20 protein-coding genes are annotated in these 21855 nt (G+C 61.0%); 5 read left to right on the top strand and 15 right to left on the bottom strand.

Annotated elements, in window-relative coordinates; translation table 11 throughout:
- Positions 1 to 2 precede the first annotated feature (2 nt).
- The 4 genes from cyoB to BUC40_RS15770 form a co-directional block, all read right to left on the bottom strand.
- Complete coding sequence (gene cyoB, locus BUC40_RS15785) at positions 3 to 1976, bottom strand: cytochrome o ubiquinol oxidase subunit I (protein WP_073267129.1); 1974 nt, start codon at positions 1974 to 1976, stop codon at positions 3 to 5.
- Positions 1977 to 1979: 3 nt separating this feature from the next.
- Positions 1980 to 2876 carry a ubiquinol oxidase subunit II gene (gene cyoA / locus BUC40_RS15780; RefSeq protein WP_073267128.1) on the bottom strand — a complete coding sequence of 299 codons (897 nt, stop codon included), beginning with the start codon at positions 2874 to 2876 and terminating at the stop codon, positions 1980 to 1982.
- A gap of 451 nt (positions 2877 to 3327) precedes the next feature.
- On the bottom strand, positions 3328 to 3939 hold the full coding sequence (locus tag BUC40_RS15775) for a DUF6436 domain-containing protein (protein WP_073267127.1): 612 nt from the start codon (positions 3937 to 3939) through the stop codon (positions 3328 to 3330).
- The gene (locus BUC40_RS15770; protein WP_073267126.1) at positions 3939 to 4241 is read right to left on the bottom strand and encodes a hypothetical protein; all 303 of its coding nucleotides are present in this window, start codon (positions 4239 to 4241) and stop codon (positions 3939 to 3941) included. Before BUC40_RS15770 ends, BUC40_RS15775 begins: the two co-directional genes overlap by 1 nt.
- A 429-nt stretch (positions 4242 to 4670) precedes the next feature.
- On the opposite strand from BUC40_RS15770, the gene BUC40_RS15765 reads away from it, so the two are divergent.
- Positions 4671 to 5282: a Yip1 family protein gene (locus BUC40_RS15765; RefSeq protein WP_073267125.1), complete on the top strand. Its 612-nt coding sequence runs from the start codon at positions 4671 to 4673 to the stop codon at positions 5280 to 5282.
- A gap of 201 nt (positions 5283 to 5483) precedes the next feature.
- Here the strand turns inward: BUC40_RS15765 and BUC40_RS15760 are convergent, their stop codons facing one another.
- From BUC40_RS15760 to BUC40_RS15750, 3 genes are read right to left on the bottom strand one after another with little or no spacing between them, the layout of a single operon-like run.
- Entirely contained in the window at positions 5484 to 6824 is a 1341-nt protein-coding gene (locus BUC40_RS15760) for a glutamine synthetase family protein (RefSeq protein ID WP_073267124.1), read from the bottom strand.
- A 20-nt stretch (positions 6825 to 6844) separates the two neighbouring features.
- Positions 6845 to 7402 carry a helix-turn-helix domain-containing protein gene (locus BUC40_RS15755; RefSeq protein WP_083593578.1) on the bottom strand — a complete coding sequence of 186 codons (558 nt, stop codon included), beginning with the start codon at positions 7400 to 7402 and terminating at the stop codon, positions 6845 to 6847.
- Between the two features lie 14 nt (positions 7403 to 7416).
- Positions 7417 to 8706 (bottom strand): NAD(P)/FAD-dependent oxidoreductase, encoded by a 1290-nt coding sequence (locus BUC40_RS15750; protein WP_073267123.1) that lies wholly within the window; start codon positions 8704 to 8706, stop codon positions 7417 to 7419.
- Between the two features lie 205 nt (positions 8707 to 8911).
- On the opposite strand from BUC40_RS15750, the gene BUC40_RS15745 reads away from it, so the two are divergent.
- Together BUC40_RS15745 and BUC40_RS15740 are read left to right on the top strand one after the other, a co-directional pair.
- A complete protein-coding gene (locus BUC40_RS15745) occupies positions 8912 to 9469 on the top strand; it encodes a tetratricopeptide repeat protein (protein ID WP_073267122.1) in 558 nt (185 codons plus the stop codon).
- Positions 9470 to 9503: 34 nt separating this feature from the next.
- The gene (locus BUC40_RS15740) at positions 9504 to 10043 is read left to right on the top strand and encodes an RNA 2'-phosphotransferase (RefSeq protein ID WP_073267121.1); all 540 of its coding nucleotides are present in this window, start codon (positions 9504 to 9506) and stop codon (positions 10041 to 10043) included.
- A 5-nt stretch (positions 10044 to 10048) separates the two neighbouring features.
- Here BUC40_RS15740 and BUC40_RS15735 read toward each other — a convergent pair whose 3' ends face one another.
- From BUC40_RS15735 to BUC40_RS15725, 3 genes are read right to left on the bottom strand one after another with little or no spacing between them, the layout of a single operon-like run.
- Positions 10049 to 11365, bottom strand: coding sequence for an aspartate aminotransferase family protein (locus tag BUC40_RS15735; RefSeq protein ID WP_073267120.1), 1317 nt, complete (start codon positions 11363 to 11365; stop codon positions 10049 to 10051).
- Complete coding sequence (locus BUC40_RS15730) at positions 11362 to 12429, bottom strand: phosphotransferase (RefSeq protein ID WP_073267119.1); 1068 nt, start codon at positions 12427 to 12429, stop codon at positions 11362 to 11364. The genes BUC40_RS15735 and BUC40_RS15730 overlap by 4 nt, the downstream gene beginning before the upstream one ends.
- A 59-nt stretch (positions 12430 to 12488) precedes the next feature.
- Positions 12489 to 13520, bottom strand: a complete 1032-nt coding sequence (locus tag BUC40_RS15725; RefSeq protein WP_073267118.1) for an ABC transporter substrate-binding protein — start codon at positions 13518 to 13520, stop codon at positions 12489 to 12491.
- Positions 13521 to 13796: 276 nt separating this feature from the next.
- Here BUC40_RS15725 and BUC40_RS15720 point away from each other — a divergent pair, with 276 nt between their 5' ends.
- Both BUC40_RS15720 and BUC40_RS15715 read left to right on the top strand, forming a co-directional pair.
- Positions 13797 to 14531 carry an SDR family NAD(P)-dependent oxidoreductase gene (locus tag BUC40_RS15720; protein ID WP_073267117.1) on the top strand — a complete coding sequence of 245 codons (735 nt, stop codon included), beginning with the start codon at positions 13797 to 13799 and terminating at the stop codon, positions 14529 to 14531.
- A gap of 48 nt (positions 14532 to 14579) precedes the next feature.
- A complete protein-coding gene (locus BUC40_RS15715; protein WP_073267116.1) occupies positions 14580 to 15257 on the top strand; it encodes a GntR family transcriptional regulator in 678 nt (225 codons plus the stop codon).
- Positions 15258 to 15614: 357 nt separating this feature from the next.
- Here BUC40_RS15715 and BUC40_RS15710 read toward each other — a convergent pair whose 3' ends face one another.
- The 5 genes from BUC40_RS15710 to BUC40_RS15690 form a co-directional block, all read right to left on the bottom strand.
- Positions 15615 to 16544, bottom strand: a complete 930-nt coding sequence (locus BUC40_RS15710; protein WP_073267115.1) for a 2-hydroxyacid dehydrogenase — start codon at positions 16542 to 16544, stop codon at positions 15615 to 15617.
- A 93-nt stretch (positions 16545 to 16637) separates the two neighbouring features.
- Complete coding sequence (gene garD / locus BUC40_RS15705; protein ID WP_073267114.1) at positions 16638 to 18194, bottom strand: galactarate dehydratase; 1557 nt, start codon at positions 18192 to 18194, stop codon at positions 16638 to 16640.
- Between the two features lie 75 nt (positions 18195 to 18269).
- Entirely contained in the window at positions 18270 to 19625 is a 1356-nt protein-coding gene (locus BUC40_RS15700; RefSeq protein ID WP_073267113.1) for an MFS transporter, read from the bottom strand.
- 406 nt (positions 19626 to 20031) lie between these two features.
- Complete coding sequence (locus BUC40_RS15695) at positions 20032 to 21072, bottom strand: LacI family DNA-binding transcriptional regulator (protein WP_073267236.1); 1041 nt, start codon at positions 21070 to 21072, stop codon at positions 20032 to 20034.
- A gap of 150 nt (positions 21073 to 21222) precedes the next feature.
- Positions 21223 to 21855: 5-dehydro-4-deoxyglucarate dehydratase (locus BUC40_RS15690; protein WP_073267112.1), on the bottom strand; the 633-nt coding region annotated here is incomplete at its 5' end.

The following is a 21855-nucleotide window of genomic DNA, read 5'->3' as shown; positions in this document are numbered from 1 at the left end:
GTTTACGCCTGCTTAGCCTTTGCTTGAATGTGTGCATTCTCGATGCGCTCGATCTCATCGGGCTGCACGTAGTAATCGACGTCTGTGTTGTAGCTGTTGCGAATCAGAACGGCGAAGGTACCTACGAAGCTCAATGCAGCCAGCCACCAGATATGCCAGATCAGGGCGAAGCCAAAGCCCAGAGCGCCAATGGACATGATCAGGCCAACACCGGTGTTCTTCGGCATGTGGATCGGCGAGTACTTGGTCGGCGCAGGCTTGAGGCCATCGCGCTTCTGCTCGTGGAACTCGTCGATACGATCACCGCGCGGAGTAACAGCGAAGTTGTAGAACGGCGGTGGCGAAGAAGTGGACCACTCCAAGGTACGCGCGTCCCATGGGTCGCCCGTCACGTCGGCCAGCTCTTTGCGCTTGATGATCGACACAGCGAACTGGATCAAGGTGCACAGGATACCGATACCGATCATCACCGCGCCGACCACGGCCACGTACAGCCACGGCTCCCACTCTGGGTTGGTGGTGCTGTTCAGACGACGGGTCATGCCCATGAAGCCCAGCACGTAGAGCGGCATGAACGCGAAGTAGAAGCCGACGATCCAGAACCAGAACGATGCCTTGCCCCAGCCTTCGTGCAGCTTGAAGCCGAACGCTTTCGGGAACCAGAAGGTGATACCGGCCATGTAGCCGAATACCGCACCGCCGATGATCACGTTGTGGAAGTGGGCGATCAGGAACAGGCTGTTGTGCAGCAGGAAGTCAGCACCTGGAACGGCCAGCAGTACGCCGGTCATACCACCAATGGAGAAGGTGATGATGAAGCCCAGGGTCCACAGGATCGGCGAAGTGAACTCCAGACGACCGCGGTACATGGTGAACAGCCAGGTGAAGATCTTCACACCGGTCGGGATGGCGATGATCATCGTCGCGATACCGAAGAAGGCGTTGACGCTGGCCCCAGAGCCCATGGTGAAGAAGTGGTGCAGCCATACCACGAACGACAGCACGGTGATTGCCACGGTGGCCCAGACCATCGAGGCGTAGCCGAACAGACGCTTGCGAGCGAACACCGAAGTGACTTCGGAGAATACACCGAAAGCCGGCAGGATCAGGATGTACACCTCAGGGTGGCCCCAGGCCCACAGGAGGTTGACGTACATCATCGGGTTGCCACCAGCTTCGTTAGTGAAGAAGTGGAAATCCAGGTAGCGGTCCAGAGTCAGCATGCCGAGCACGGCAGTCAGAATCGGGAACGCGCCGCAGATGATCACGCTGGTGCACAGGATGGTCCAGGTGAAGATCGGCATTTTCATCAGGGTCATGCCAGGGGCACGCATCTTGATGATGGTCACGAAGAAGTTGACACCGGTGAGCAGCGTACCGATACCGGATATCTGCAGCGCCCATATGTAGTAGTCAACCCCGACTCCCGGACTGTACTCGATGCCCGACAACGGCGGGTACGCGACCCAGCCAGTCATGGCGAACTCACCGACGAACAGCGATACGTTGGTCAGCAGCACGCCAACCACGAACAGCCAGAAGCTCAGCGAGTTGAGGAACGGGAAAGCAACGTCGCGCGCACCGATCTGCAGCGGCGTGACGATGTTCATCAGACCGACCACCAGTGGCATGGCCACGAAGAAGATCATGATCGTACCGTGAGCGGTAAAGATCTGATCGTAGTGGTGTGGCGGCAGATAGCCTTCCGAGCCACCCGTGGCGATAGCCAACTGGGTACGCATCATGATTGCGTCAGCGAAGCCGCGCAGCAGCATGACCAATGCGACGAGAATGTACATCACGCCGATTTTCTTGTGGTCGACCGAGGTCAGCCATTCAGTCCACAGGTAGCCCCATTTCTTGAAGTAGGTCAGCGCGGCAACCAGCCCGAGACCACCCAGAGCCACCGCGATCATGGTGATTACAAGGATGGGCTCGTGCAGGGGTATTGCATCTAGTGTCAGCTTTCCGAACATCGTTTATTCCTCCGCACCTGAAGCGTGCGCGGCTTCGCTCACAGGGTTGCTCTTGTAATCGATGTACTGGCCGAGGATCTGCCGGAACAGGCCTGGCTGAGCATTGAAGTACTCGACTGGGTTGTTTTCACTCGCCTTGGACAGCATTTTGTAGTTGCCATTGAAGTCCAGCGTGTTCGGCGACTGTTTGACCTTGGCCACCCACTGCTCGAACTCTTCGTTGCTGGTCGCGTGAGTCTGGAACTTCATGCCCGAGAAACCATGACCGCTGTAGTTGCCCGACAGGCCGAAGAACTCGCCTGGCTCGTTGGCAATCAGGTGCAGCTGGGTGCGCATGCCGCCCATCGCGTAGACCATGCCGCCGAGCTGCGGGATGAAGAAGGTGTTCATCACGGTCTGCGAAGTGATCTGGAAGCTGATCGGCGTGTTGGCCGGAATGTACAGCTCATTGACGGTAGCGATGCCCTGCTCCGGATAGATGAACAGCCATTTCCAGTCCAGCGCTACCACTTCCACGGTCAGCGGTTTGACCTCGGACTCGATAGGCTTGTACGGATCGAGCGAGTGGGTGGTTTTCCAGGTGATCACCGCGAGCACGATGATGATCACGCAAGGGACGCCCCAAACGATGGCCTCGATCTTGTGCGAGTGAGCCCACTCAGGCGCGTAAGTCGCGTCCTTGTTCGAGGAGCGATAGCGCCATGCGAACAGAATGGTCATGAAAATGACGGGTACCACCACGATCAGCATCAGCAGAGTGGCGGTAATGATCAGGTTACGCTGCTCGATACCGATTTGGCCTTTCGAATCGAAAAGAACCCAGTCGCAGCCACTCAGGGAGACGGCCACGACAATCGTCAGAAGCGTGCGGAACAAGCGGTGGTACTTCTCTTCTCTCATTTCACGACCTTCAGCAAAGTGATATCCCACATAGCGTTCTGTTCAGCCTGGCACCCAATACCGCCGGGCATGTCAGGAAAACGATGCGCTCAGGCACCGAAATCGTTTCAACATCGAAACTACTAAACGGAGGGGGCGACATTTTCGGTTACGCAGCCAAAAAAACCAACCGCATAACGACGATGGGCCTACAAATAGTCTGGGTGTGTATTTCGCCCAGCCTGCCCCAGCCCTGGAACACCGGCTGCAACCCTGCAACCGGCAACTGCTCGCTAAACTCGCAAAGCCCCACCTCATAGACCCTGTAGCCCGGGAGCAAGTCACAGCTCGCAGGCCAAGCGCCAATTAAAGGATGAGTTGAGACTTATGATAGTGGCTCATGCCTGCGCAGTTACGCGGCAATATGTCGCACAGCAATAACCCTAAAAATCACAAGGATTACTGTGACAGGTCAAGAACCTTCTTTCGATTGCCAATCGCAGTAGCAGCCCACCGCCATGGTGTTGGCTGCCGAAACACTGCGATTGGCCGACAACGCATCAAGAATCGGCTCGACGAAACTGTTCGAGGAGTTGCACACCAGCCCCTCGCTGTAGGGGCCGGCATACGCCAGGTTACCCTTCTGATCCCAGATGGCGATGGCCGGGCTGGCCGGAATCGACTCCATGCCTTCGAGCTTGTCGAGTGGCGTCAGCTTGCCACGCAGAAACGGTAGCATCTCACCCTCGCTGCCCGGCTTCTGCACGCTGTAAAACTCGACCCCGGAAAACCGATACAGGCCGATAAGGTAATTGAGGTGGGCGTCGGTTTCCTTATGGCACGGGCACTGGGGATCCCAGAAATGCACCACACGGATCTTGCCCGGTCCGGCCAGCTCGGCGGGTAACTTGAGGCCGCCGCCCTGAAAGAACACGGCTTGCTGCTCCTGATCACCGAAGGGGCGCAGGTAAGCAACGCCAAAGCGCCCCCACACCCAGGCACCGATGGCCAGCATGACGGCCAACGCCAGCAGGCACAGGATCAGCAGAAAGCGTTTGGAGGGAGCAGTCTGTTCCTGGCTCATCACTCAGGCTCGCGGTTGTACTTGAGGCGAAACTGCTTTTCCATTTCCTTACAGCTATCGGTAGCGAAGGAGCGCGAGGTCGGCGTTGCCGACGGGTCATTGGCCTTGACCCAGCAGGCCTGAATGGCGCGCTGCTCGTTGGCCTGGATGTCAGCGGTCTGCTCGCGGGTGATGGCGTAGATGATGATGCCGAACACCAGCACGATGAAACCGAGGCCGAGCAGAGTCAGCCACAGACAGCCGCCGCGCTTGCCGCTGTCAGACTGTTCGATGGAGTGATTACGTGCCTTATCGTCGCTCATGATCTAGCCCTGCCTGAGAGGGGGCGAAACATAGCATTTTTGCCCTACCGGAGGCAGGGGCCAAAGAGCACACAGGAAAGGTATGGGTATCGCCCTCCCCTGCCCCCGGACTGTCAAAAGCCTATTTCTGCGGGCTTTGCAGCGCCACGCTGCGATTCTCGCGGCGATCACTCGACATACCCAGTTACGCGCCAATACGAACGGCGCTCACTTGCCGCCGCGGCCCGCCAACCGCGGCATCGATCTCCAATCTGGCAGCCACAACAAAAGCGGGCACGGCCACAGGGTAAATTTCTGGTCAAACCTATTGTGGTGAACTTCACTCATACCTGTGAGGGCTGAATTGAATGGCACCTGCCGCACAATCCAGACTGATCAGCTCTCGGGTATCTCATGCCGGCACGATGCTGGAGTCAGAGGAGAAGAGTCATGATCAATCACATTTGGGGGCTGCTGGCCAATCCGGGCCGCGAGTGGCGCAACATCGACCGGGAAAAGGAAAGCATCACCAACCTTTATGCCCGCCACGTTCTGCTGATGGCACTCATCCCCGTGGTCAGTGCTTTTATCGGTACAACCCAGATCGGCTGGCACCTGGGCGGTGAAGCCTACAAGGTGGCAGTGCCGACCGCCGCAGCGCTGGGGATCGTGTTCTACATCCTGATGCTGATCGGCGTGGCCATCATGGGTAACGTCATCCACTGGATGTCCGACTCCTTCGCCAGTCGCCCGAGCCGTAGCCGCTGCATCATCTTCGCAGGCTACGTGGCCACGCCGCTGTTCATCGCCGGTCTCGCCCTGCTCTATCCGAAGGCCTGGCTGCTGCTGATGGTCGGCATCGTCGCGCTGGCCTACAGTGCACGCTTGCTGTACGTGGGCATGCCAGCGTTCCTGCGCATTCCGGTCAACGAGGGGCTGACCATCTCCGGCGGCACCCTGGCAATCGGCGTCTTGGTGCTGGAGCTGCTGCTGGCCCTGACCGTCGCGCTGTGGGGCCTGGGCTTCAATGACTATGCAGTGAGCTGGTCGCTGTTCCGCTAACCGGCTGCCCCATAGAAAAAAACCCGCCATCGGCGGGTTTTTCTATTTATGCACATACCTCAGGGTCTGTACGAAAGTCTCCGAGCGAAGGTCAGGCGAGGCAAAAATCGGTGAGGCCGCGGAGTTTACGAGCTGTAAATGAGCAGGCCGAAGCGATTTTTAACGAAGCATCACCGAGCGCAGGTACTTTCGCACAGAGCCTCAGAGGAACCAGCGGTACTCGCGGGCATTGATGTGCTCCATGAACGCCAGGTGATCCTGTCGTTTGTTTTCGCAGTACACCATCACGAACTCCTCACCCAGCCCGGCATTGACCTCCGGGTGATGGCGCATCTGCGCCACCGCCGCGAGCATGTCCATAGGAAAGTCGATGCCGCTCTGACGGTTCTCGCTCAACGGTGCGATAGGCTCGGCGCGCTGCTCGAGACCATGCTCCATGGCGCCCAGAATCGCCGCCAGCACCAGATAAGGGTTGGCGTCGGCACCGGCCAGGCGATGCTCGATGCGCAGGTTGCGGGCATCCGAATCGGGGATGCGTACACAGGCGTCACGGTCCTCGTAGCCCCAGCTGGCACGGCTGGCAGCGTTCACCCGTGAGCCATAGCGGCGATAGGCGTTGTGGTGCGGGGCAAAAATCGGCATGCAGTGCGGCAGCCAGTCCAGGCAACCGGCCACTGCATGGCGCAGAGGCGTGCCGCCGTCGAGCGCCAGCAGGTTATTGCCCTGTTCATCGTACAGACTGACATGCACGTGCATGCCACTGCCTGGCGCATCCAGATAGGGCTTACTCATGAAGCTCGACCGGTGACCATGCTTGAGCGCCACGCCGCGGGTCAGGCGGGTGAACAACGCCGCCCAGTCGGCGGCCTGCAGACCATCCTCACAGTGGCCGAAGTTGATCTCGAATTGCCCGGGGCCGATCTCCGCAGTGATCACGTTGGCGTCGATACCCTGCTCATTGGCCACCTCAACAATCTCGTGGAGTACCGGGGAGAAGCGCGACAGGCGCTCGATATGCAGGTTGGGCTGATCGTCCTCATCACCACACAGCGGATCGCGGGGGTATTGCGGCAAGCCGTCCTTCAGGGCGCGGTCGAACAGGTAGAACTCCAGTTCGAAGGCCACAACCGGCCGAATCCCCTTGGCCGCCAGGCGCGCCAGCACCCGTGCCAGCACTTCCCGGGGCTCGAACTCGATGGGCGAATCGGTGCCATCGGAGCTAATCAGCATTTGCCCTAGTGGCTGCTGTTCCCAGCGCACCGGCCTGAGCGTGCCGGGAATCAGCCGCCGTATGGCGTCCGGGTCGCCGTCATTGAAGCAGTAGTCGCCGATCTCGTGCAGCCCGCCCTGGGCACCGAGCAGCACGCAGTTCTGCGGCAGCTTGAGCAGGCTGCCGGCGGCGACTTTTTCCAGCATGTCGATGGGGTAACGCTTGCCATAGAAATGCCCGGGAATATCCAGGCAGATCAGGTCGACGTAACGCACGTCGGGGTGGGCGGCGCGAAAGGCGCGGACTTCGTCGGACAAACTCTTGAAGGTCATGTGAGATTTCCTGTGCCCGCCTAGCGGAACACCCAGAGTACCCGTGCGGGCTGATCGGTAAGGTTGGCGTAACGAAACTGGCTGTGCGGCGGCAACTGGAAGCTGTCATTGGGCCCGAGCGTAACGGGGTCCGGCTGGTCATCCAGCCAGATGCTCAACTGGCCTTCGAGCACGAAGCCGCCCTGTTCCGAGCTGTCGTTCAGGTGCCCGTCACCGCTGGTCGCGCCAGGCGCCAGGTGACTTTCCAGCATCGAAAAGCCCGCTGACATGCTCGGCGACGCCAGCACATCGGTGATGCCGCCGGCGTAATACAGCGTGCGCCGCTCACCGGGCCGGGTGACCCACGACAGCGCCCGCGGCTTTTCCAGGCTGTAGAAATAGGTGGTCGATACGCCGAGCGCTTCGCTGATGGCGGTCAGATCCGCCACGGTCGGCTTCGACAGTCCACGCTCGACCTGGGACAGGAAGCCCACCGAGCGGCCGATGCGCGCGGCCAGCTCGCCAAGCGTAAGGTTCTTGTGCTTGCGCAGGTCGCGGATGAGGATCGCGAGGCCTTCGATTTCTTCCTGCATGTCCATGCCGGTGGAGCCCTTCATAAATAGTCCCGCAGCCGATACCAGGCCTTGCCTGCCGCCTCTAGCGGCGCGGCCAGCCACGAGGCGCCAGGGAAAGGTGGATTATCGATGCGCTGATACAACCCCAATAATCGCTCGTCGCCGGCAATTGCGTCGGTTACGGCGCGTGCCGCGGCCAGGGTCGGCAGCACGCCGTGCCCGGAAAAACCTTGCAGCCAGTAACGCTGCCCCTGGCGACCGACATCCGGCGTGCGCCTCAAGGTAACGTCGATATGCCCGCCCCAGCCGTAATCGATGGCCACGCCTTTGAGCTGGGGAAACACACGCTCCAGATAAGGCCGCGTAGCCGCTGGAATATCCCTCGGCAAACCGCCCAGGTACGTGCAGCCGCCACCGAAGAGCAGGCGGTTGTCCGGGGTCAGGCGGAAATAGTCGGGCACGAACTGGTTGTCGATCACGCAGCTGTTATGGGGCAGCAGCGAACTTGCCAACTGCGGGTCGAGCACCGAGGTCGCCACCTGATAGGAGCCCACTGGCAGTACGCGCCGCGACAAAGGTCTATCCAGGTCATTGAGGTAGGCGTTGCAGGCCAGCACCAATACATCGGCGCGCACCTCCCCGTGGCAGGTACGCACCCGATAACCTTCGAGCAAGGTTTCGTAAGCGAGGGCGCGACTCTGCTCGAAGATACGCCCGCCGGCCTGCTCGATGGCTGTGGCCAGCCCCTGGGCCAGCTTGAGCGGGTCGAGATGGGCACCCCTGGCATCGTGCAGCGCCGCCACGTAGCGCGGGCTGTCGACCCACTCGCGCAGCTCCGCGCCCTCGATCAGACGCAGATCGCGGTAGCCCCACTTATGCACGGCCTCCTGCTGCGCCTCACGCAACTGGGCGACGCGGCGCGGCAGCACCGCCGTCCATAAACTGCCAACGCGGTAGTCGATATCGAAGCCATGACGCGCCGGCAATTCGCGCAGCTCATCTGCGGCCCAGCACATGCTGTCCCACAGCTGGCGGGCGCCCTGCAGGCCAAGGGCTTTTTCCAGCGGCGGCATATCGCACGACCAGCCCAGCAGCGCTTGCCCGCCATTGCGGCCCGAGGCTGCCCAGGCCACGCGGCTGGCTTCCAGCACGACCACACGCTTGCCACTCTGTGCTAGCCGCAACGCGCAGTGCAGGCCGCTGAAGCCGGCGCCAACGATCAGCACATCGCAGTCGAGGTTGCCTTCAAGACGCGAGCGTTGGGGGATCGAGCCCGGGTAGCAGCCTGCATAGTAAGTAGCGAGGTGCGCGGAGGATTGCATGAACATGCGATGAAATTATCGGATAATTATTTCATGAAAAAATACACTAGTATTTTCATGCCACCAAGAGAGATCTGCTCGCCGGGCATTTGCCTCAGTGGAAGCGAACCGTTTGCAGGCAGCCCGGTCGAACCTCGACAACAATCGAAGCACTGACGGCTCACTGACCGCTATTGGCCATGAAGCAAGAGTCGTCTATCCGGAGCCCAACATGATCCAACTGTCCGCCCTGACCACTCCCCTGCTGCTCGCCAGCCTCATCGCCCTGCTCGCAGGCTGCGCCAACCGTGACGAAACCAAGACGCCTGCGGACCAGGGCACAACCTCTACCGTGTCACCCGAACAGCAGGCCGTCGACGGCGACATCCAGCGCCTGACCGAGCTGGCACAGCGCGGTGATCTGGACAGCCAGTTCAAGCTCGGCAGTTTCTACTTCGTTGGCAAGCCGCAAAAGGATCTCAAACAAGCCGAGTACTGGTGGAAGCAGGCAGCCGATCGCGGCCACGCCGAAGCAGCCGTCAGCCTGGCCTACCTCTACACCGGCCGTGACAACCCGGAGTTTCGCAACTCGCCAGCCATGCTCAAATACCTGAACCAGTCCGCCAGCAGCGGCAACCCGATGGCCCAGCACATTCTCGGTAACCTCTACCTGCGCGGTATCGATGGTGTGCAGCGTGATCCCAACCAGGCGCGTCGCCTGTTCCAGAGCGCCTGCAAGCAGAACTTCGCCGCCAGCTGCAAGGCACTGGACAGCGCACCAGGCGCCTGAGCCCCCGCTTTTACGACAGGGATGTGATTGAAAGATGAGCCGCGACGAAATCAGCAAATTCCTCAGCTACGTGCTGCGCCATGAACCGCAGGCCATTGGCTTGCAGCTGGACAGCGAAGGCTGGACCGATATCGATGCGCTGATCGCAGGCGCTGCACGCAGCGGCCGCTCGCTGGATATCGAAACCATCAAGGAAGTGGTGACCAGTAGCGACAAGAAGCGCTTCAGCCTGTCCACCGATGACCGTCTTATCCGCGCGGCCCAGGGCCACTCGAGCGCCCAGGTACGGCTGCAACACACGCAGAAGCAACCGCCCGAATGCCTCTACCACGGCACGGCCAGCCGCTTTCTGGAATCAATCGAGGTCCAGGGTCTGATCGCCGGGACGCGCCATCACGTGCACCTGTCCCAGGAAGTGCCGACAGCCCTGCAGGTCGGCCAACGTTACGGCAGCCCGGTGATTCTCGAGGTGGACGCACTGCGCATGCACGCCCAGGGGTTCGAATTCTTCCAGGCCGACAATGGCGTGTGGCTGACCCAAGCGGTGCCCGCCGAGTTTCTCAAGCGGGCCTGACTGGCTCACGCCAGCGCTTGCAAGGCCTCATCCAAGGCCGCGATCAACAAATCGGCATGGCTTTGCTCGAAGGCCAGCAACGGCCGGATCTTCAGGATGTTCTCCAGTGGCCCGGCCGCGCTGATCAGCACACCCCGCTCGCGCATACCGTTGACCACCCGCTTGGCCTGCGTAGCCGCAGGAGCTTTGCTGGTACGGTCGCTGACCAGCTCGACACCGATAAACATCCCGGCGCCACGCACATCGCCGATCAGCGCATGGCGCTGCGCCAACTGGCGAATGCCGGCCAGCAGGTAATCACCGATCTGCGCCGAGCGCTGCTGCAGGCCTTCGTCGCGGATCACGTCCAGCACCGCCTGGCCGGCTGCGCAGGACACCGGGTTGCCGCCAAAAGTATTGAAGTAGCGCATGCTGCGGCCGAACGGTTCGAGCACCTCCGGGCGCACTACCACGCCAGCAATCGGCTGGCCGTTGCCCATGGGCTTGCCGAGGCTGACCAGGTCCGGCTGCACGCCATGGCGCTGAAAGCCCCACATGTGTGAGCCGGTGCGGGCAAAGCCGCACTGCACTTCATCGGCGATATACAGCAGCCCCTCGGCCCTGGCGATGGCGACCGCTTCGGCGATGCAGCCTTCAGGCTCTGCAAAGATGCCGTCGCTGGCGAAGATGCCATCGATGAGCAGCGCTGCCGGTTTGATGCCATGGGCACGTAGATCGGCGATGGCGGCGCGCACGTCGTCGGCGAACAGCTTGCTGGCCTCGGGCCCGAGGCGATAGATATCCGGGGCGCGCACGCTACGGGCATGGGCAGGAAGCTGGATGCTGGCGCCGAGTGACGGCGACAGCTCGGCAATATCGCCGGTCACCCCGTGGTAGGCGAACCGGGTGATGATCATGCCCGTACCGCCGGTGTAATGCCTGGCGATGCGCAGCGCCAGGTCGTTGGCCTCGCTGCCGGTGCAGGTGAACATTACCTGCTCCAGCCCGGCCGGAAAGGTCGCCAGCAGCTGCTCGGCGTAATCGAGAATGCCTTCCTGCAGATACCGAGTGTGGGTATTGAGCACCGCCGCCTGCTCGGCAATCGCCTGCACCACGCGCGGGTGGCAATGGCCGATGGAAGCGACATTGTTGTAGGCATCCAGATAGGCGCGGCCGCTTTCGTCGTATAGCCACACACCCTCGCCGCGTACCGTATGCAACGGGCGTTCGTAGAACAACCGATAGGCCGGGCCAAGCAGCCGCTCACGGCGCTCGATCAAGCTTTTTTCCTTTTCGCTCAAGTGCGCTGCATCGGCAGCGCTGAATCCGTTGATCATGCTCATGGCTGCAGCGCTCCCCGACAGGCCTGATGAATGCGCGCGCGCGTCGTATCGCTGGAAATGGCCGCCAGGCCGCGCAGGCTGGCGCTAGCCTGGGGCACGTTGCGCAGGATGTAGTCGCGGTTTTCCGGGTGCAGGCTGGCGCGCCAGGCGGTGATAGCGATGGTCATCACCAGCCGGGTGGCGATCAGCTCGCCAAGGATCTCCAGCTCCTCTTCCCGCAGCAGACTGCGTCGATGGTAGGCCGCCACGAAGTCCAGCGCGGGCGCCAACACGTCACCGTCATGCCCCACCTGATAGGCCGCTGCCACACCCACCTCATTGATCAGTGGCGCATGCACCATGTCGCCGAAATCAAGAATGTTCAGCACACGCTCGGGCTGCTGCGGGTCGACGATCACGTTGTGCGGGTTGAGGTCGTTGTGGATCACTTGCCGCCGCAGCGCCGGATAACGCGGCAACGCGCGGACCTCGAAGGCATCCAGCGCCTCGCTCGCTAGCGCTCTGAGGGGCTCGTCATCAATATGCACCAGCAGCGGTCGCAACCGAGCGGCCTGCTGCATGTCCCAGAGCAGTTCATGCCCGGAGGCCGGGTGCTGATATCCGGCCAGCGCGATATCGAGCCGCGCCATGGCGTCGCCGAGATTGCGCCGCAGACTCGCACCGGACTGCTTGACCTGATGCAGCGGCTGCCCATCGACGAACGACAACAAGCGCACCAGCATCTGCTGGCCGTCGACATCGACCGCTGCCTGATAACGGCCATCGCGCGCGGCATACACGCGCTGCACCGGCAACTCGGGGTCGGCGTGCTGAATCTGCAGCAGCGCCTGGTTCTGAAAATCCACCACCTGGGGGTTTTCCAGCGGGTGGGAAATCTTCAATAGATAGGAGGAGCCATCCGCGCAGGCGAGCTGGAAATTCAGATCGCGCTCACCAGCCAACGGGCGGATGGCGCCCAGCACGCCAAAGCACTCGCTGGCGATGACACCGGCACGCATCGCGCTGACTCGCGCCGGCTGCGCCTGCAACAAGGGGTCATACACAACCTGGGTATTCAGCGACATCCCAACACTCCCGTGGACTAGTGAACGCCCAGCAACTCAGCTCGCCGGGCATCGGTTGATTACTTGCTGGCCCAGGCGTTGAAGCGCTGTTCCAGATCCTCGCCATGGTCGATCCAAAACTCGATATCCATGGCCCGTGCGTTCTTCAAGTTCTGCGGCGCCGTCGGCAAGCTGCTTTGAATCGCCGGATCGATCAGCGCGGTGGTGTGCGTATTGGTCGGGCCGTAGGGAATGCCCTCAGCGTAGATTTTTTGCAGCTGCGGCGTGCTAGCCATGGCGATGAATTTCTCGGCCAGCTCCTTGCTCTTGCTGCCTTTGACGATGGCCCAGTGATCGAGGTCGTAGAGGCTGCCGTTCCATTGCATGACAAAGTCGCGGCCCTCCTTCTGCGCCGTGGTCACGCGGCCGTTGTAGGCCGAGGTCATGACCACGTCACCGGCGGCCAGCCACTGCAGCGGTTGCGCGCCAGCTTCCCACCACTGGATGTTCGACTTGATCTGATCGAGCTTGCGGAACGCCCGCTCGACGCCCTCATCAGTGCCCAGCACCTTATACAGATCGGCCTGCGTCACGCCGTCAGCAAGCAGGGCGAACTCCAGAGTGAACTTGGCGCCGCGGCGCAGGCCGCGCTTGCCCGGGAATTTCTGCACATCCCAGAAATCCGCCCAGCCCGCCGGGACGCCCTTGAACTTGCTGCTGTCGTAGGTCAGTACCGTCGACCAGATGAAGATCCCAGCGCCGCACTCGCTCACCGCCTCCGGGATGAAATCCTCGCGCTTGCCAATCTTCGCCCAGTCCAACGGCTCGAACAGGCCTTCGCTGCAACCACGGATTAATTCCGGGGTCTCCACTTCGACGACGTCCCAGGAGACCTGCCCGGTATCGGCCATGACCTTGATCTTGGCCATTTCGCCGTTATAGGCCGAGGCTTCAATGGTGACCTTTTCGCGCTCTTCGAACGGTTTGTAGAAGGCTTTTTCCTGAACCACCTTGTTGTCACCACCGAAGGAAACCACGGCGAGTTTCTCAGCGGCTTGCAAGCTGGCGGCGCTGCATGTGATGGCAAGCAATAATGCAGTTTTCTTGAACATTGAGGAGTGCTCCTGGCAGGGCCGAGGCTCTGATTGAGTAAGGGCAGCTTCAAGGAAGAAACACCGATGCTTTACTGAATTAGGCACCTGGGGTGGAGCGAGAGCCTGGCGCTGTAGGTCTGACAGGATTCATCAGGTCATCTGATTATTGTTATTGGCTTGCACGGCAAAACCATTAAAACACCCACAACTTTATGATGCATCATGTTTTTAATTGAGCCATGATCCATCCAGGCAGTTGTGCCTGAGCACGCTTTCTATTCCGGGAGATACGCAATGAGCGATCAGAAAACTCTGCTGCTGACCGGCGCCAGCCGTGGCATCGGCCATGCCACGGTCAAGCATTTCAACGCGGCCGGCTGGCGGGTATTTACCGCCTCGCGGCATGACTGGGTGGCTGAATGCCCGTGGGCGGAAGGCAAGCTCAACCATATTCACCTGGACCTCGAAGACATCGAGCACCTGGAGGAGAGCCTGCCATTGATCCGTGAGAAGCTTGGCGGGCGCCTGGATGCACTGGTCAACAATGCTGGCATATCTCCCAAAGGCGAGGGTGGCGAACGCCTCGGCGTGCTGGGCAGCGACTACGCGACCTGGATGAAGGTCTTCAACGTCAACCTGTTTTCCACCGCCTTACTCGCCCGCGGACTGTTCGAGGATCTGAAAGCAGCACAAGGCAGTATCATCAACGTCACCTCCATCGCCGGCTCCCGGGTTCACCCGTTCGCTGGTTCGGCCTATGCGGCGTCCAAAGCCGGGCTGGCGGCGCTGACCCGCGAGATGGCCCATGAGTTCGGCTGCCACGGCGTGCGCGTCAATGCCATCGCGCCGGGTGAGATCGACACCTCGATTCTGTCCTCCGGCACCGAGCTGATTGTCGAGCGCGACATCCCCATGCACCGCCTGGGCAAGCCCGAGGAGGTCGCTTCGCTGGTGTACTTTCTGTGTACCTCGGGTGCGACCTACGTCAACGGCGCGGAAATTCACGTAAACGGTGGCCAGCACGTCTGAGGCGCCGCGAGGTAGAATCGCCGCGCCAGCGCCCCGGAAACCACTGCCATGAAATACCCCATCGACGGTCTCAGCCACTCCTACCTCGGCAGTGGCGTTTACGCCTTGCTGCGTGAAGCCCTGATCACCGGCCGCTTCCAGCCAGATGACCGGCTACGCATCCGCGACCTGGCCGAGCAGCTCGGTACCAGCGTCACGCCGGTACGCGATGCGATTCTGCAGCTGGCGAAAGAGAAAGCGTTGATTCTGAAAACCCCGCGCGACATCCGGGTGCCGGTGCTGACCCAGGCGCAGTATGGGGAAATCCGCAGTATCCGCCTGGCGCTCGAAGGGCTGGCGGCAGAAACCGCAGCGGCCAAGGTCACGCCCGAGCAGTTGCAGATGCTCGAACGCAATATCCGCGACAACCTGGAGGCGGTGCACAGCGGCGACCTGATCGCAGCGCTGAAGCTCAACCAGGCCTTTCACTTTGCCCTCGCCGAGATTGCCGACATGCCGCTGCTGCGCGACGTACTCGACAGCCTGTGGATGCGCACCGGTCCGCTGATTGCACTGGCCTATGGCGATTTCAACGAGCGCATCGCCATCGAACATCACTGGGAAGTTTTTCATGCCCTGCAGAACGGTGACGGCGCTGCCGCACGTCAGGCGATCTGCACCGACATTCTCGATGGCAATGGCAAGATGATGGAATTCATTGCCCGGCGCGAGGCCGCGCTGGCCTGAGGAGCCCGGTGCGCTTGTGGCGCACCGGGTGACGCTCAAGGGTAGAAACCGCGGTCGGGCTTGTGGCCCGGCGCGTATAAGCGAAAGCCGCTTGCACGGCTCGCCTATTCGGTCAGAACTTGCTCACGATCTAGCGAGCTAGAGCCCTGCAAGGCCTAGGCGGCCCCGCAAAAACAGGCGAGGAAGCGGCCGGGGTCACGGCCGACTGTACTGGTGTACATGAGCATTACTCGCTGCACTCGCCCCTTCGGGGTCGCACTAAAGTGCGTTAGCCGCAAGCGGCTTTCCGACTGGGCTGGCAATCCAGCCTGTTTTTAACGCCGCAGGGCCGACGCGCAGTAGATCGTGAGCATGTTCTCAGAGCGGGGTGATCAGCTCACCACGCTCGATGAAAGCGTCGAGATTATCGAACACCAGATTCTCCATGGCCAGCCGGGTTTCCTCGGTGGCGCTACCGACGTGGGGCAGCAGCACCACATTGGGCATATCGAACAGCGCCTCGGGCACCCGCGGCTCGTCCTCGAATACATCAAGCCCCGCGCCGCCCAGCATACCCGCCTGCAGCGCCGCGACCAATGCAGACTCATCCACCACGCTACCGCGCGAGATATTCACCAGAATGCCTTCTGCGCCCAAGGCCGCTAGCACTTCGGCGTTGATCAGGTGGTGGGTCGAAGCCCCACCTGGGCAAGCCAGCACCAGGAAGTCGGCCCAGCTCGCCAACGCTTTGAGATCGGCCTCATAACCATAATCAGTGGTCGGATCGGGACGGCGATTATGGTAGCGGATTTCCATGTCGAACCCGGCTGCACGCTTGGCGATGTCTTTGCCGATCCGGCCAAAGCCGACGATGCCCAGCTTCTTGCCACTGACCTTGCGGGTCAGCGGATACTGGCCGTTGAGCCACTTGCCCTGGCGCACGTGACGGTCGCAGGCGGCGAACTGCCGTGCAGTGTCGATCACCAGGCCAATGGCGGTATCGGCCACGCACTCGTTGAGCACGTCCGGCGTGGTGCTGATGACGATGCCCCGCGCTTTGGCGTCATCGACAGCGATCGAGTCGTAGCCGACACCGAAGCTGCAGATGGCCTTGAGATTGGGCATCTGCGCCAGTTGCTGGGCCGAGCAGCCGTAGCGGGCGGAGGTGACCACAATATCGATCTCGGCACCACGCTCTGCCAGCACGTTGGGCTGCTCCCAGAGGCGGATCAGTTGATAGTCGCGCTGCAGACGCTCGTTGAAACGTGCCGGAAAACGACCGACCTGAAGCACATTGGGACGACTCATGCAGCTCTCCTGTGAGGCTCAGTAAAGGATGGATCATACCTGCCACTGCCGACGCAGAAACGCGGCAGCGGTAAATGCTTGTACGGTTATCGATCAGGTCACTGGCGCCGGGTTGAACAGCACCAGATCGTTATGCAGACGATGCTTCTCCGCCCACGTCTGCTGCTTGCCGCTGGCGACATCCAGATAGAGCTGGAAGATATGCCAGCCCATTTCCTCGAGGCTCATGCGCCCGGAAGTGATCTGCCCGGCGTCTACGTCGATCAGGTCCGGCCAACGCTCGGCCAGCTGTGTGCGGGTCGCCACCTTGATCACCGGCACCATGGATAGCCCATAAGGCGTGCCGCGCCCGGTGGTGAAGATGTGCAGGTTCATGCCGGCGGCCAGCTGCAGGGTGCCGCAGATGAAGTCGCTGGCTGGCGTGGCGCAGAACCACAGGCCTTTACCGCGAATCCGCTCGCCTGGCGCGACCACGCCGGCAATCGGGCTGTTGCCGGACTTGGCGATGGAGCCCATGGCCTTCTCGACGATGTTGTTCAAGCCGCCTTTCTTGTTGCCCGGCGTGGTGTTGGCGCTGCGGTCGGCCATGCCACGTTTCAGGTAACGGTCGTACCAGTCCATCTCGCGAATCAGTGCATCGGCAACCTCAACGCTGGCCGCACGCGGCGTCAGCAGGTGAATGCCGTCACGTACTTCGGTGTTCTCGGAGAACATCACGGTGGCGCCGGCGCGCACCAGCAAGTCAGCCGCCACGCCCAGGGCCGGGTTAGCGGTAATACCGGAGAAGGCGTCACTGCCGCCGCACTGCATGCCGACCACCAGCTCGCTGGCAGGCACAGTTTCACGTCGACGTTGATCGAGTACCGTCAGGCGCGTTTCGATCATCGCCATGATCTCTTCGACCATGCCGGTGAAGCCGGTGCTGGAATCCTGCAAGCGGAAGAGCCACTCCTCCTCGTTCATGCCGTTGGTGAGTTGGTCGCCGTCCATCAACTGGTTGGCCTGCAGCTTTTCACAGCCGAGGCTGATCACCAGTGCCTGGCCACCGAGGTTGGGGTTGCGGCTGATGTTGTAAAGGGTGCGGATCGGCACCACCGCATCCGGCGCGTTGATCGCCACGCCGCAGCCGTAGCTGTGTGACAGCGGCACCACGTCGTCGACGTTAGGATACTTAGGCAGAATTTCCTTGCGCACACGCTCGACGCAGTGGTCGAGCACACCTACCACGCACTGCACGGTGGTAGTCACGCCGAGAATGTTGCGCGTGCCGACGGTGCCATCCGGATTGCGGAAGCCTTCGAAGGTATAGCCTTCCAGTGGCTCGGGCGCCGGCGACTTGATGGTCGCCTTCGGCAAATTGTCCAGCACCGGCGGATCGGGCATGCGCAGCACCTGCTCGGTCACCCAGGTGCCGGCGGCGATGGGTTTGAGCGCATAGCCGATCACCTCGCCGTAGCGCACCACAGTTCCGCCTTCGGGAATCGCCACCAGCGATACCTTGTGGCTCTGCGGAATGCCTTCCAGCGCTTCCAAACCATCGGCGAAATGACCGCCCGCTGCCACACCCTGCTCATTGACCACCACGCCGACATTATCGTCGGGGTGCAGGCGGATGTAACGCGGAGAGTCCTGATGTTGAATGAGATCCATGGAGGCTAATCCTTTTATTGTTCTGAAATTGCTCTCAGCCAGACCTGCCAGTGGCAGGCCCGGCCGCATACTGGCTCAGGTGGCCGGCGTAGGCGAAGCCGGGTCACTGATTGCCTGGCCGTGTTCATCTTTGAGCACCACGCGCTGAATCTTGCCGACGATGAACAGGTAGCTGAACACCGCCACCAAGGCGTTGGCACCAACGTAAACCAGCGCCCATTTGAACGAGCCGGTAGCACTGATGATGTAGCCGATGACGATCGGTGTGGTGATCGAGGCAATATTGCCGAAGGTATTGAACAGGCCACCGGACAGACCGGCGATCTGCTTCGGCGAAGTATCCGATACCACGGCCCAGCCAAGGGCGCCGAGACCTTTACCAAAGAATGCAAGGGTCATGAAGCCGACGACCATCCACTCGGCCGACACGTAGTTGCACAGCACCATGCTGGTCGAGAGCAGCAACCCGAAGATGATAGGCAGCTTGCGCGCCAGGGTCAGGCTGTAGCCGCGACGCAGCAGCCAGTCGGAGATCACCCCACCAAGCACGCCACCAAAGAACCCCATGATGGCCGGCAAGGAAGCGATGAAGCCAGCCTTGAGAATGGTCATACCGCGCTCCTGCACCAGGTACACGGGGAACCAGGTGAGGAAGAAATAGGTGATGCCATTGATGCAGTACTGGCCCAGATAGACACCGACCATCATGCGATTGGTCAGCAGCTGGGTGATGTAATTCCACTTCGGCCCGCCACTGCTGCCCTTCGCCTGATCCATATCGACCAGGCCGCCGTTGTTGGCGATGTGTTCGACCTCGGCAGCGCTGACGCGCGGGTGCTCCTTGGGGTTGTAGATGGTTTTCATCCACACGCCAGCGAAGATGATGCCGAGCACGCCCATGACAACGAACACATGCTCCCAGCCGTAGGTGTAGACGATCCAGCCCATCAACGGCGCGAACAGCGCGGTGGCGAAATACTGTGCCGAGTTGAAGATCGCCGATGCGGTACCGCGCTCTGCCGTCGGGAACCAGGCCGCGACGATGCGCGCGTTACCCGGGAATGAAGGCGCTTCGGCAAAACCGACCATGAAACGCAGCACGAACAGAGTCACCACGGCCCAGGCCACCGGCATCATGCCGACGAAGCCCTGCAGCAAAGTGAACAGCGACCAGATGAAGATGCCCGCAGCGTAAACACGCTTGGAGCCGAAACGGTCTAGCAGCCAGCCACCTGGGATCTGCCCGATCACATAGGCCCAGCCGAATGCGGAGAAGATATAGCCGAGCGTGATCGCATCGATGCCCAGATCCTTTTGCATACTGGAGCCGGCGATCGAAATGGTGGCGCGGTCGGCGTAGTTGATCGTGGTTACCAGAAACAGCATCAGCAGAATCAGGTACCGGACGTGGGTTTTCTTTGTCTCTCCCATGGAGATGTCACCTCAAATTTTATTTTTATTGCTGACAGGCACGCACAGACGCGCCAGCCGCCAATTGGCGCGGTCATGAAATCTAAAACGGTGTGTAGAGCTGGCTTGTTAGCTCGTGGCGGCAGCCGTAGCGACACCCGGATAGAGTCTCGAAACGTTGGGCGCAAGCGAATACATACTGAGGCTGCCCGCACTGGGGCAAGGAATGGACGTGCGGATACTGTTTTTCACGGCTTTATTATCCTTATTGCTGAAGGTGCCCCGCTAGCCGTGGCGCAACCCGTGATTGCGCAATCAATCCAGCAAAGAACGAGGCACGAACCAGTTCGTTACAAGGACGACTTTACTATGATTGCGCAATCATTCAAGTCATTTTGTTACCGGTCGTCAGTTGTCTGACAAGAAATCAGGTTGTCGCTCGTTCGACCAGCGTGAAGCCAGTATCCAGGCGCACCGGTGCGTGCCCGTCGCCGTCATGAAACCGCTGCAGCAAAGCGCTGGCTACCAGCTTGCCCATACGCCCGCCGTCCACATTCACGGTCGAGAGCGCCGGATGCAGGTGCGCTGCGCTGGAGAGATCGCCAAACCCCATGACCGCCAACTGGCCGGGCACATCGATGCCGCGGCTGGCCGCTTCGGCGAGGATGCCCTGAGCTACGGTATCGGAACTGCAGACGATCACCTGCGGCTCATGCCCGTCGGAGAGCAACTGACGCAGCCCTTCTCTGCCGCTTTGCAAAGTGGCCGGCGCGGTGAGAATCGCCATCGGCACCTCTTCGATGCCCAGCGCCTTGAGCTGATTGACCACGCTGCTGCTGCGCTTGAGCGCTCGAGAATCGTCCACCGAGACGATGGCGAAACGTCGATAGCCCTTGCCATGCAGCTGGCTGGCAATCGCCTGGCCAACCTTTTCATGAGAGAAGCCCACCTGCATATCAATGGGCGAGGCGCCTAGATCCCAGGCTTCCACCACCGGAATGCCCGCAGCCTGCAAACGCAGCCGGCTCTCTTCGGTGTGCAGTGTGCCAGTCAGCACGATGCCATCGGGGCGCCGACCGAGCACGGCGCCGAGCAAACGCTCTTCCTGCTCAGCGGAATAACCGGTGAGGCCGATCATGGTCTGGTAGCCGGCGGCGGTCAGGTGATCCATAAGCGATTGCACCGTCTCGGCGAAGATCGAGTGGGCGATGGTCGGCACGAAGATGGCGACAAGCCGGCTCTTGTTCGACGCCAGTCCGCCCGCCAGCATATTTGGCACGTAGCCGGTAACCCGCACCGCTTCGAGGACTTTCTTGCGGGCATCCTCGCTGACCACCTCAGGGCGGTTCAGCGCACGCGACACGGTGATCGGCGAAACGCCAGCCACCTTGGCCACATCGATCAGCGTCACGCTCGCCCCCTTGCTCGGTAGCGTGGAAGATGAAGCGCGAGAAGATTTCTTTGCCATGACGGGCCGCAGGTTGCGTGAGTGATCGCACATCTTAACCAGCCGCTCTGGCAGTAACTAGAGAGCCCGCAGTAATCGACTGCTACTCCGCTAAACGCAAAAAGCCCGGGCGCGAGGCCCGGGCTTTTGAGTGCTTTGAAAGCGAAGCGCTTACTGGGCGCCTTGTTTCTTGATCAACGCAGCCAGCTTCTCGTACTCGGCTGGCAGCAGATCGGTCAACGGAGCGCGCACCGGGCCAGCGTCATAACCGGCGATCTTCGCGCCCGCCTTGACGATGCTCACTGCGTAACCGGATTTCAGGTTGCGGATATCCAGGTAAGGCAGGAAAAAGTCGTCGATGATCTTGGCGACGGTGACGTGATCTTCCTTGGCAATCGCGTGGTAGAAGTCCATCGCGGTTTTCGGGATGAAGTTGAACACCGCCGAGGAATAAACAGGCACACCCAGTGCCTTGTAGGCAGCGGCGTAGACCTCAGCGGTAGGCAGACCACCCAGATAGGTGAAGCGATCACCCAGACGACGACGGATGGAAACCATCAGTTCGATATCGCCCAGGCCGTCTTTGTAACCGATCAGGTTCGGGCAACGCTCGGCCAGCTGCTCCAGCAGCGGAGCGGTCAGGCGGCAGACGTTGCGGTTGTAAACGACCACACCGATCTTCACCGACTTACATACTTGTTCAACGTGGGCAGCAACACCTTCCTGCGAGGCTTCGGTCAGGTAGTGCGGCAGTAGCAGCAGGCCTTTGGCGCCCAGGCGCTCGGCTTCCTGTGCGTACTGAAT

It is taken from the genome of Phytopseudomonas punonensis (assembly GCF_900142655.1).
Lineage (GTDB): Bacteria > Pseudomonadota > Gammaproteobacteria > Pseudomonadales > Pseudomonadaceae > Aquipseudomonas > Aquipseudomonas punonensis.
The sequence above is the reverse complement of the archived record's forward strand: the minus strand, read 5'-3'. Positions and strand labels throughout refer to the sequence as shown.

What these genes read in the sequence shown, in the direction of transcription:
- cyoB (WP_073267129.1), bottom strand. Translation starts at nt 1,976, where the DNA reads ATGTTCGGAAAGCTGACACTAGATGCAATACCCCTGCACGAGCCCATC.
- cyoA (WP_073267128.1), bottom strand. Translation starts at nt 2,876, where the DNA reads ATGAGAGAAGAGAAGTACCACCGCTTGTTCCGCACGCTTCTGACGATT.
- BUC40_RS15775 (WP_073267127.1), bottom strand. Translation starts at nt 3,939, where the DNA reads ATGAGCCAGGAACAGACTGCTCCCTCCAAACGCTTTCTGCTGATCCTG.
- BUC40_RS15770 (WP_073267126.1), bottom strand. Translation starts at nt 4,241, where the DNA reads ATGAGCGACGATAAGGCACGTAATCACTCCATCGAACAGTCTGACAGC.
- BUC40_RS15765 (WP_073267125.1), top strand. Translation starts at nt 4,671, where the DNA reads ATGATCAATCACATTTGGGGGCTGCTGGCCAATCCGGGCCGCGAGTGG.
- BUC40_RS15760 (WP_073267124.1), bottom strand. Translation starts at nt 6,824, where the DNA reads ATGACCTTCAAGAGTTTGTCCGACGAAGTCCGCGCCTTTCGCGCCGCC.
- BUC40_RS15755 (WP_083593578.1), bottom strand. Translation starts at nt 7,402, where the DNA reads ATGGACATGCAGGAAGAAATCGAAGGCCTCGCGATCCTCATCCGCGAC.
- BUC40_RS15750 (WP_073267123.1), bottom strand. Translation starts at nt 8,706, where the DNA reads ATGTTCATGCAATCCTCCGCGCACCTCGCTACTTACTATGCAGGCTGC.
- BUC40_RS15745 (WP_073267122.1), top strand. Translation starts at nt 8,912, where the DNA reads ATGATCCAACTGTCCGCCCTGACCACTCCCCTGCTGCTCGCCAGCCTC.
- BUC40_RS15740 (WP_073267121.1), top strand. Translation starts at nt 9,504, where the DNA reads ATGAGCCGCGACGAAATCAGCAAATTCCTCAGCTACGTGCTGCGCCAT.
- BUC40_RS15735 (WP_073267120.1), bottom strand. Translation starts at nt 11,365, where the DNA reads ATGAGCATGATCAACGGATTCAGCGCTGCCGATGCAGCGCACTTGAGC.
- BUC40_RS15730 (WP_073267119.1), bottom strand. Translation starts at nt 12,429, where the DNA reads ATGTCGCTGAATACCCAGGTTGTGTATGACCCCTTGTTGCAGGCGCAG.
- BUC40_RS15725 (WP_073267118.1), bottom strand. Translation starts at nt 13,520, where the DNA reads ATGTTCAAGAAAACTGCATTATTGCTTGCCATCACATGCAGCGCCGCC.
- BUC40_RS15720 (WP_073267117.1), top strand. Translation starts at nt 13,797, where the DNA reads ATGAGCGATCAGAAAACTCTGCTGCTGACCGGCGCCAGCCGTGGCATC.
- BUC40_RS15715 (WP_073267116.1), top strand. Translation starts at nt 14,580, where the DNA reads ATGAAATACCCCATCGACGGTCTCAGCCACTCCTACCTCGGCAGTGGC.
- BUC40_RS15710 (WP_073267115.1), bottom strand. Translation starts at nt 16,544, where the DNA reads ATGAGTCGTCCCAATGTGCTTCAGGTCGGTCGTTTTCCGGCACGTTTC.
- garD (WP_073267114.1), bottom strand. Translation starts at nt 18,194, where the DNA reads ATGGATCTCATTCAACATCAGGACTCTCCGCGTTACATCCGCCTGCAC.
- BUC40_RS15700 (WP_073267113.1), bottom strand. Translation starts at nt 19,625, where the DNA reads ATGGGAGAGACAAAGAAAACCCACGTCCGGTACCTGATTCTGCTGATG.
- BUC40_RS15695 (WP_073267236.1), bottom strand. Translation starts at nt 21,072, where the DNA reads ATGGCAAAGAAATCTTCTCGCGCTTCATCTTCCACGCTACCGAGCAAG.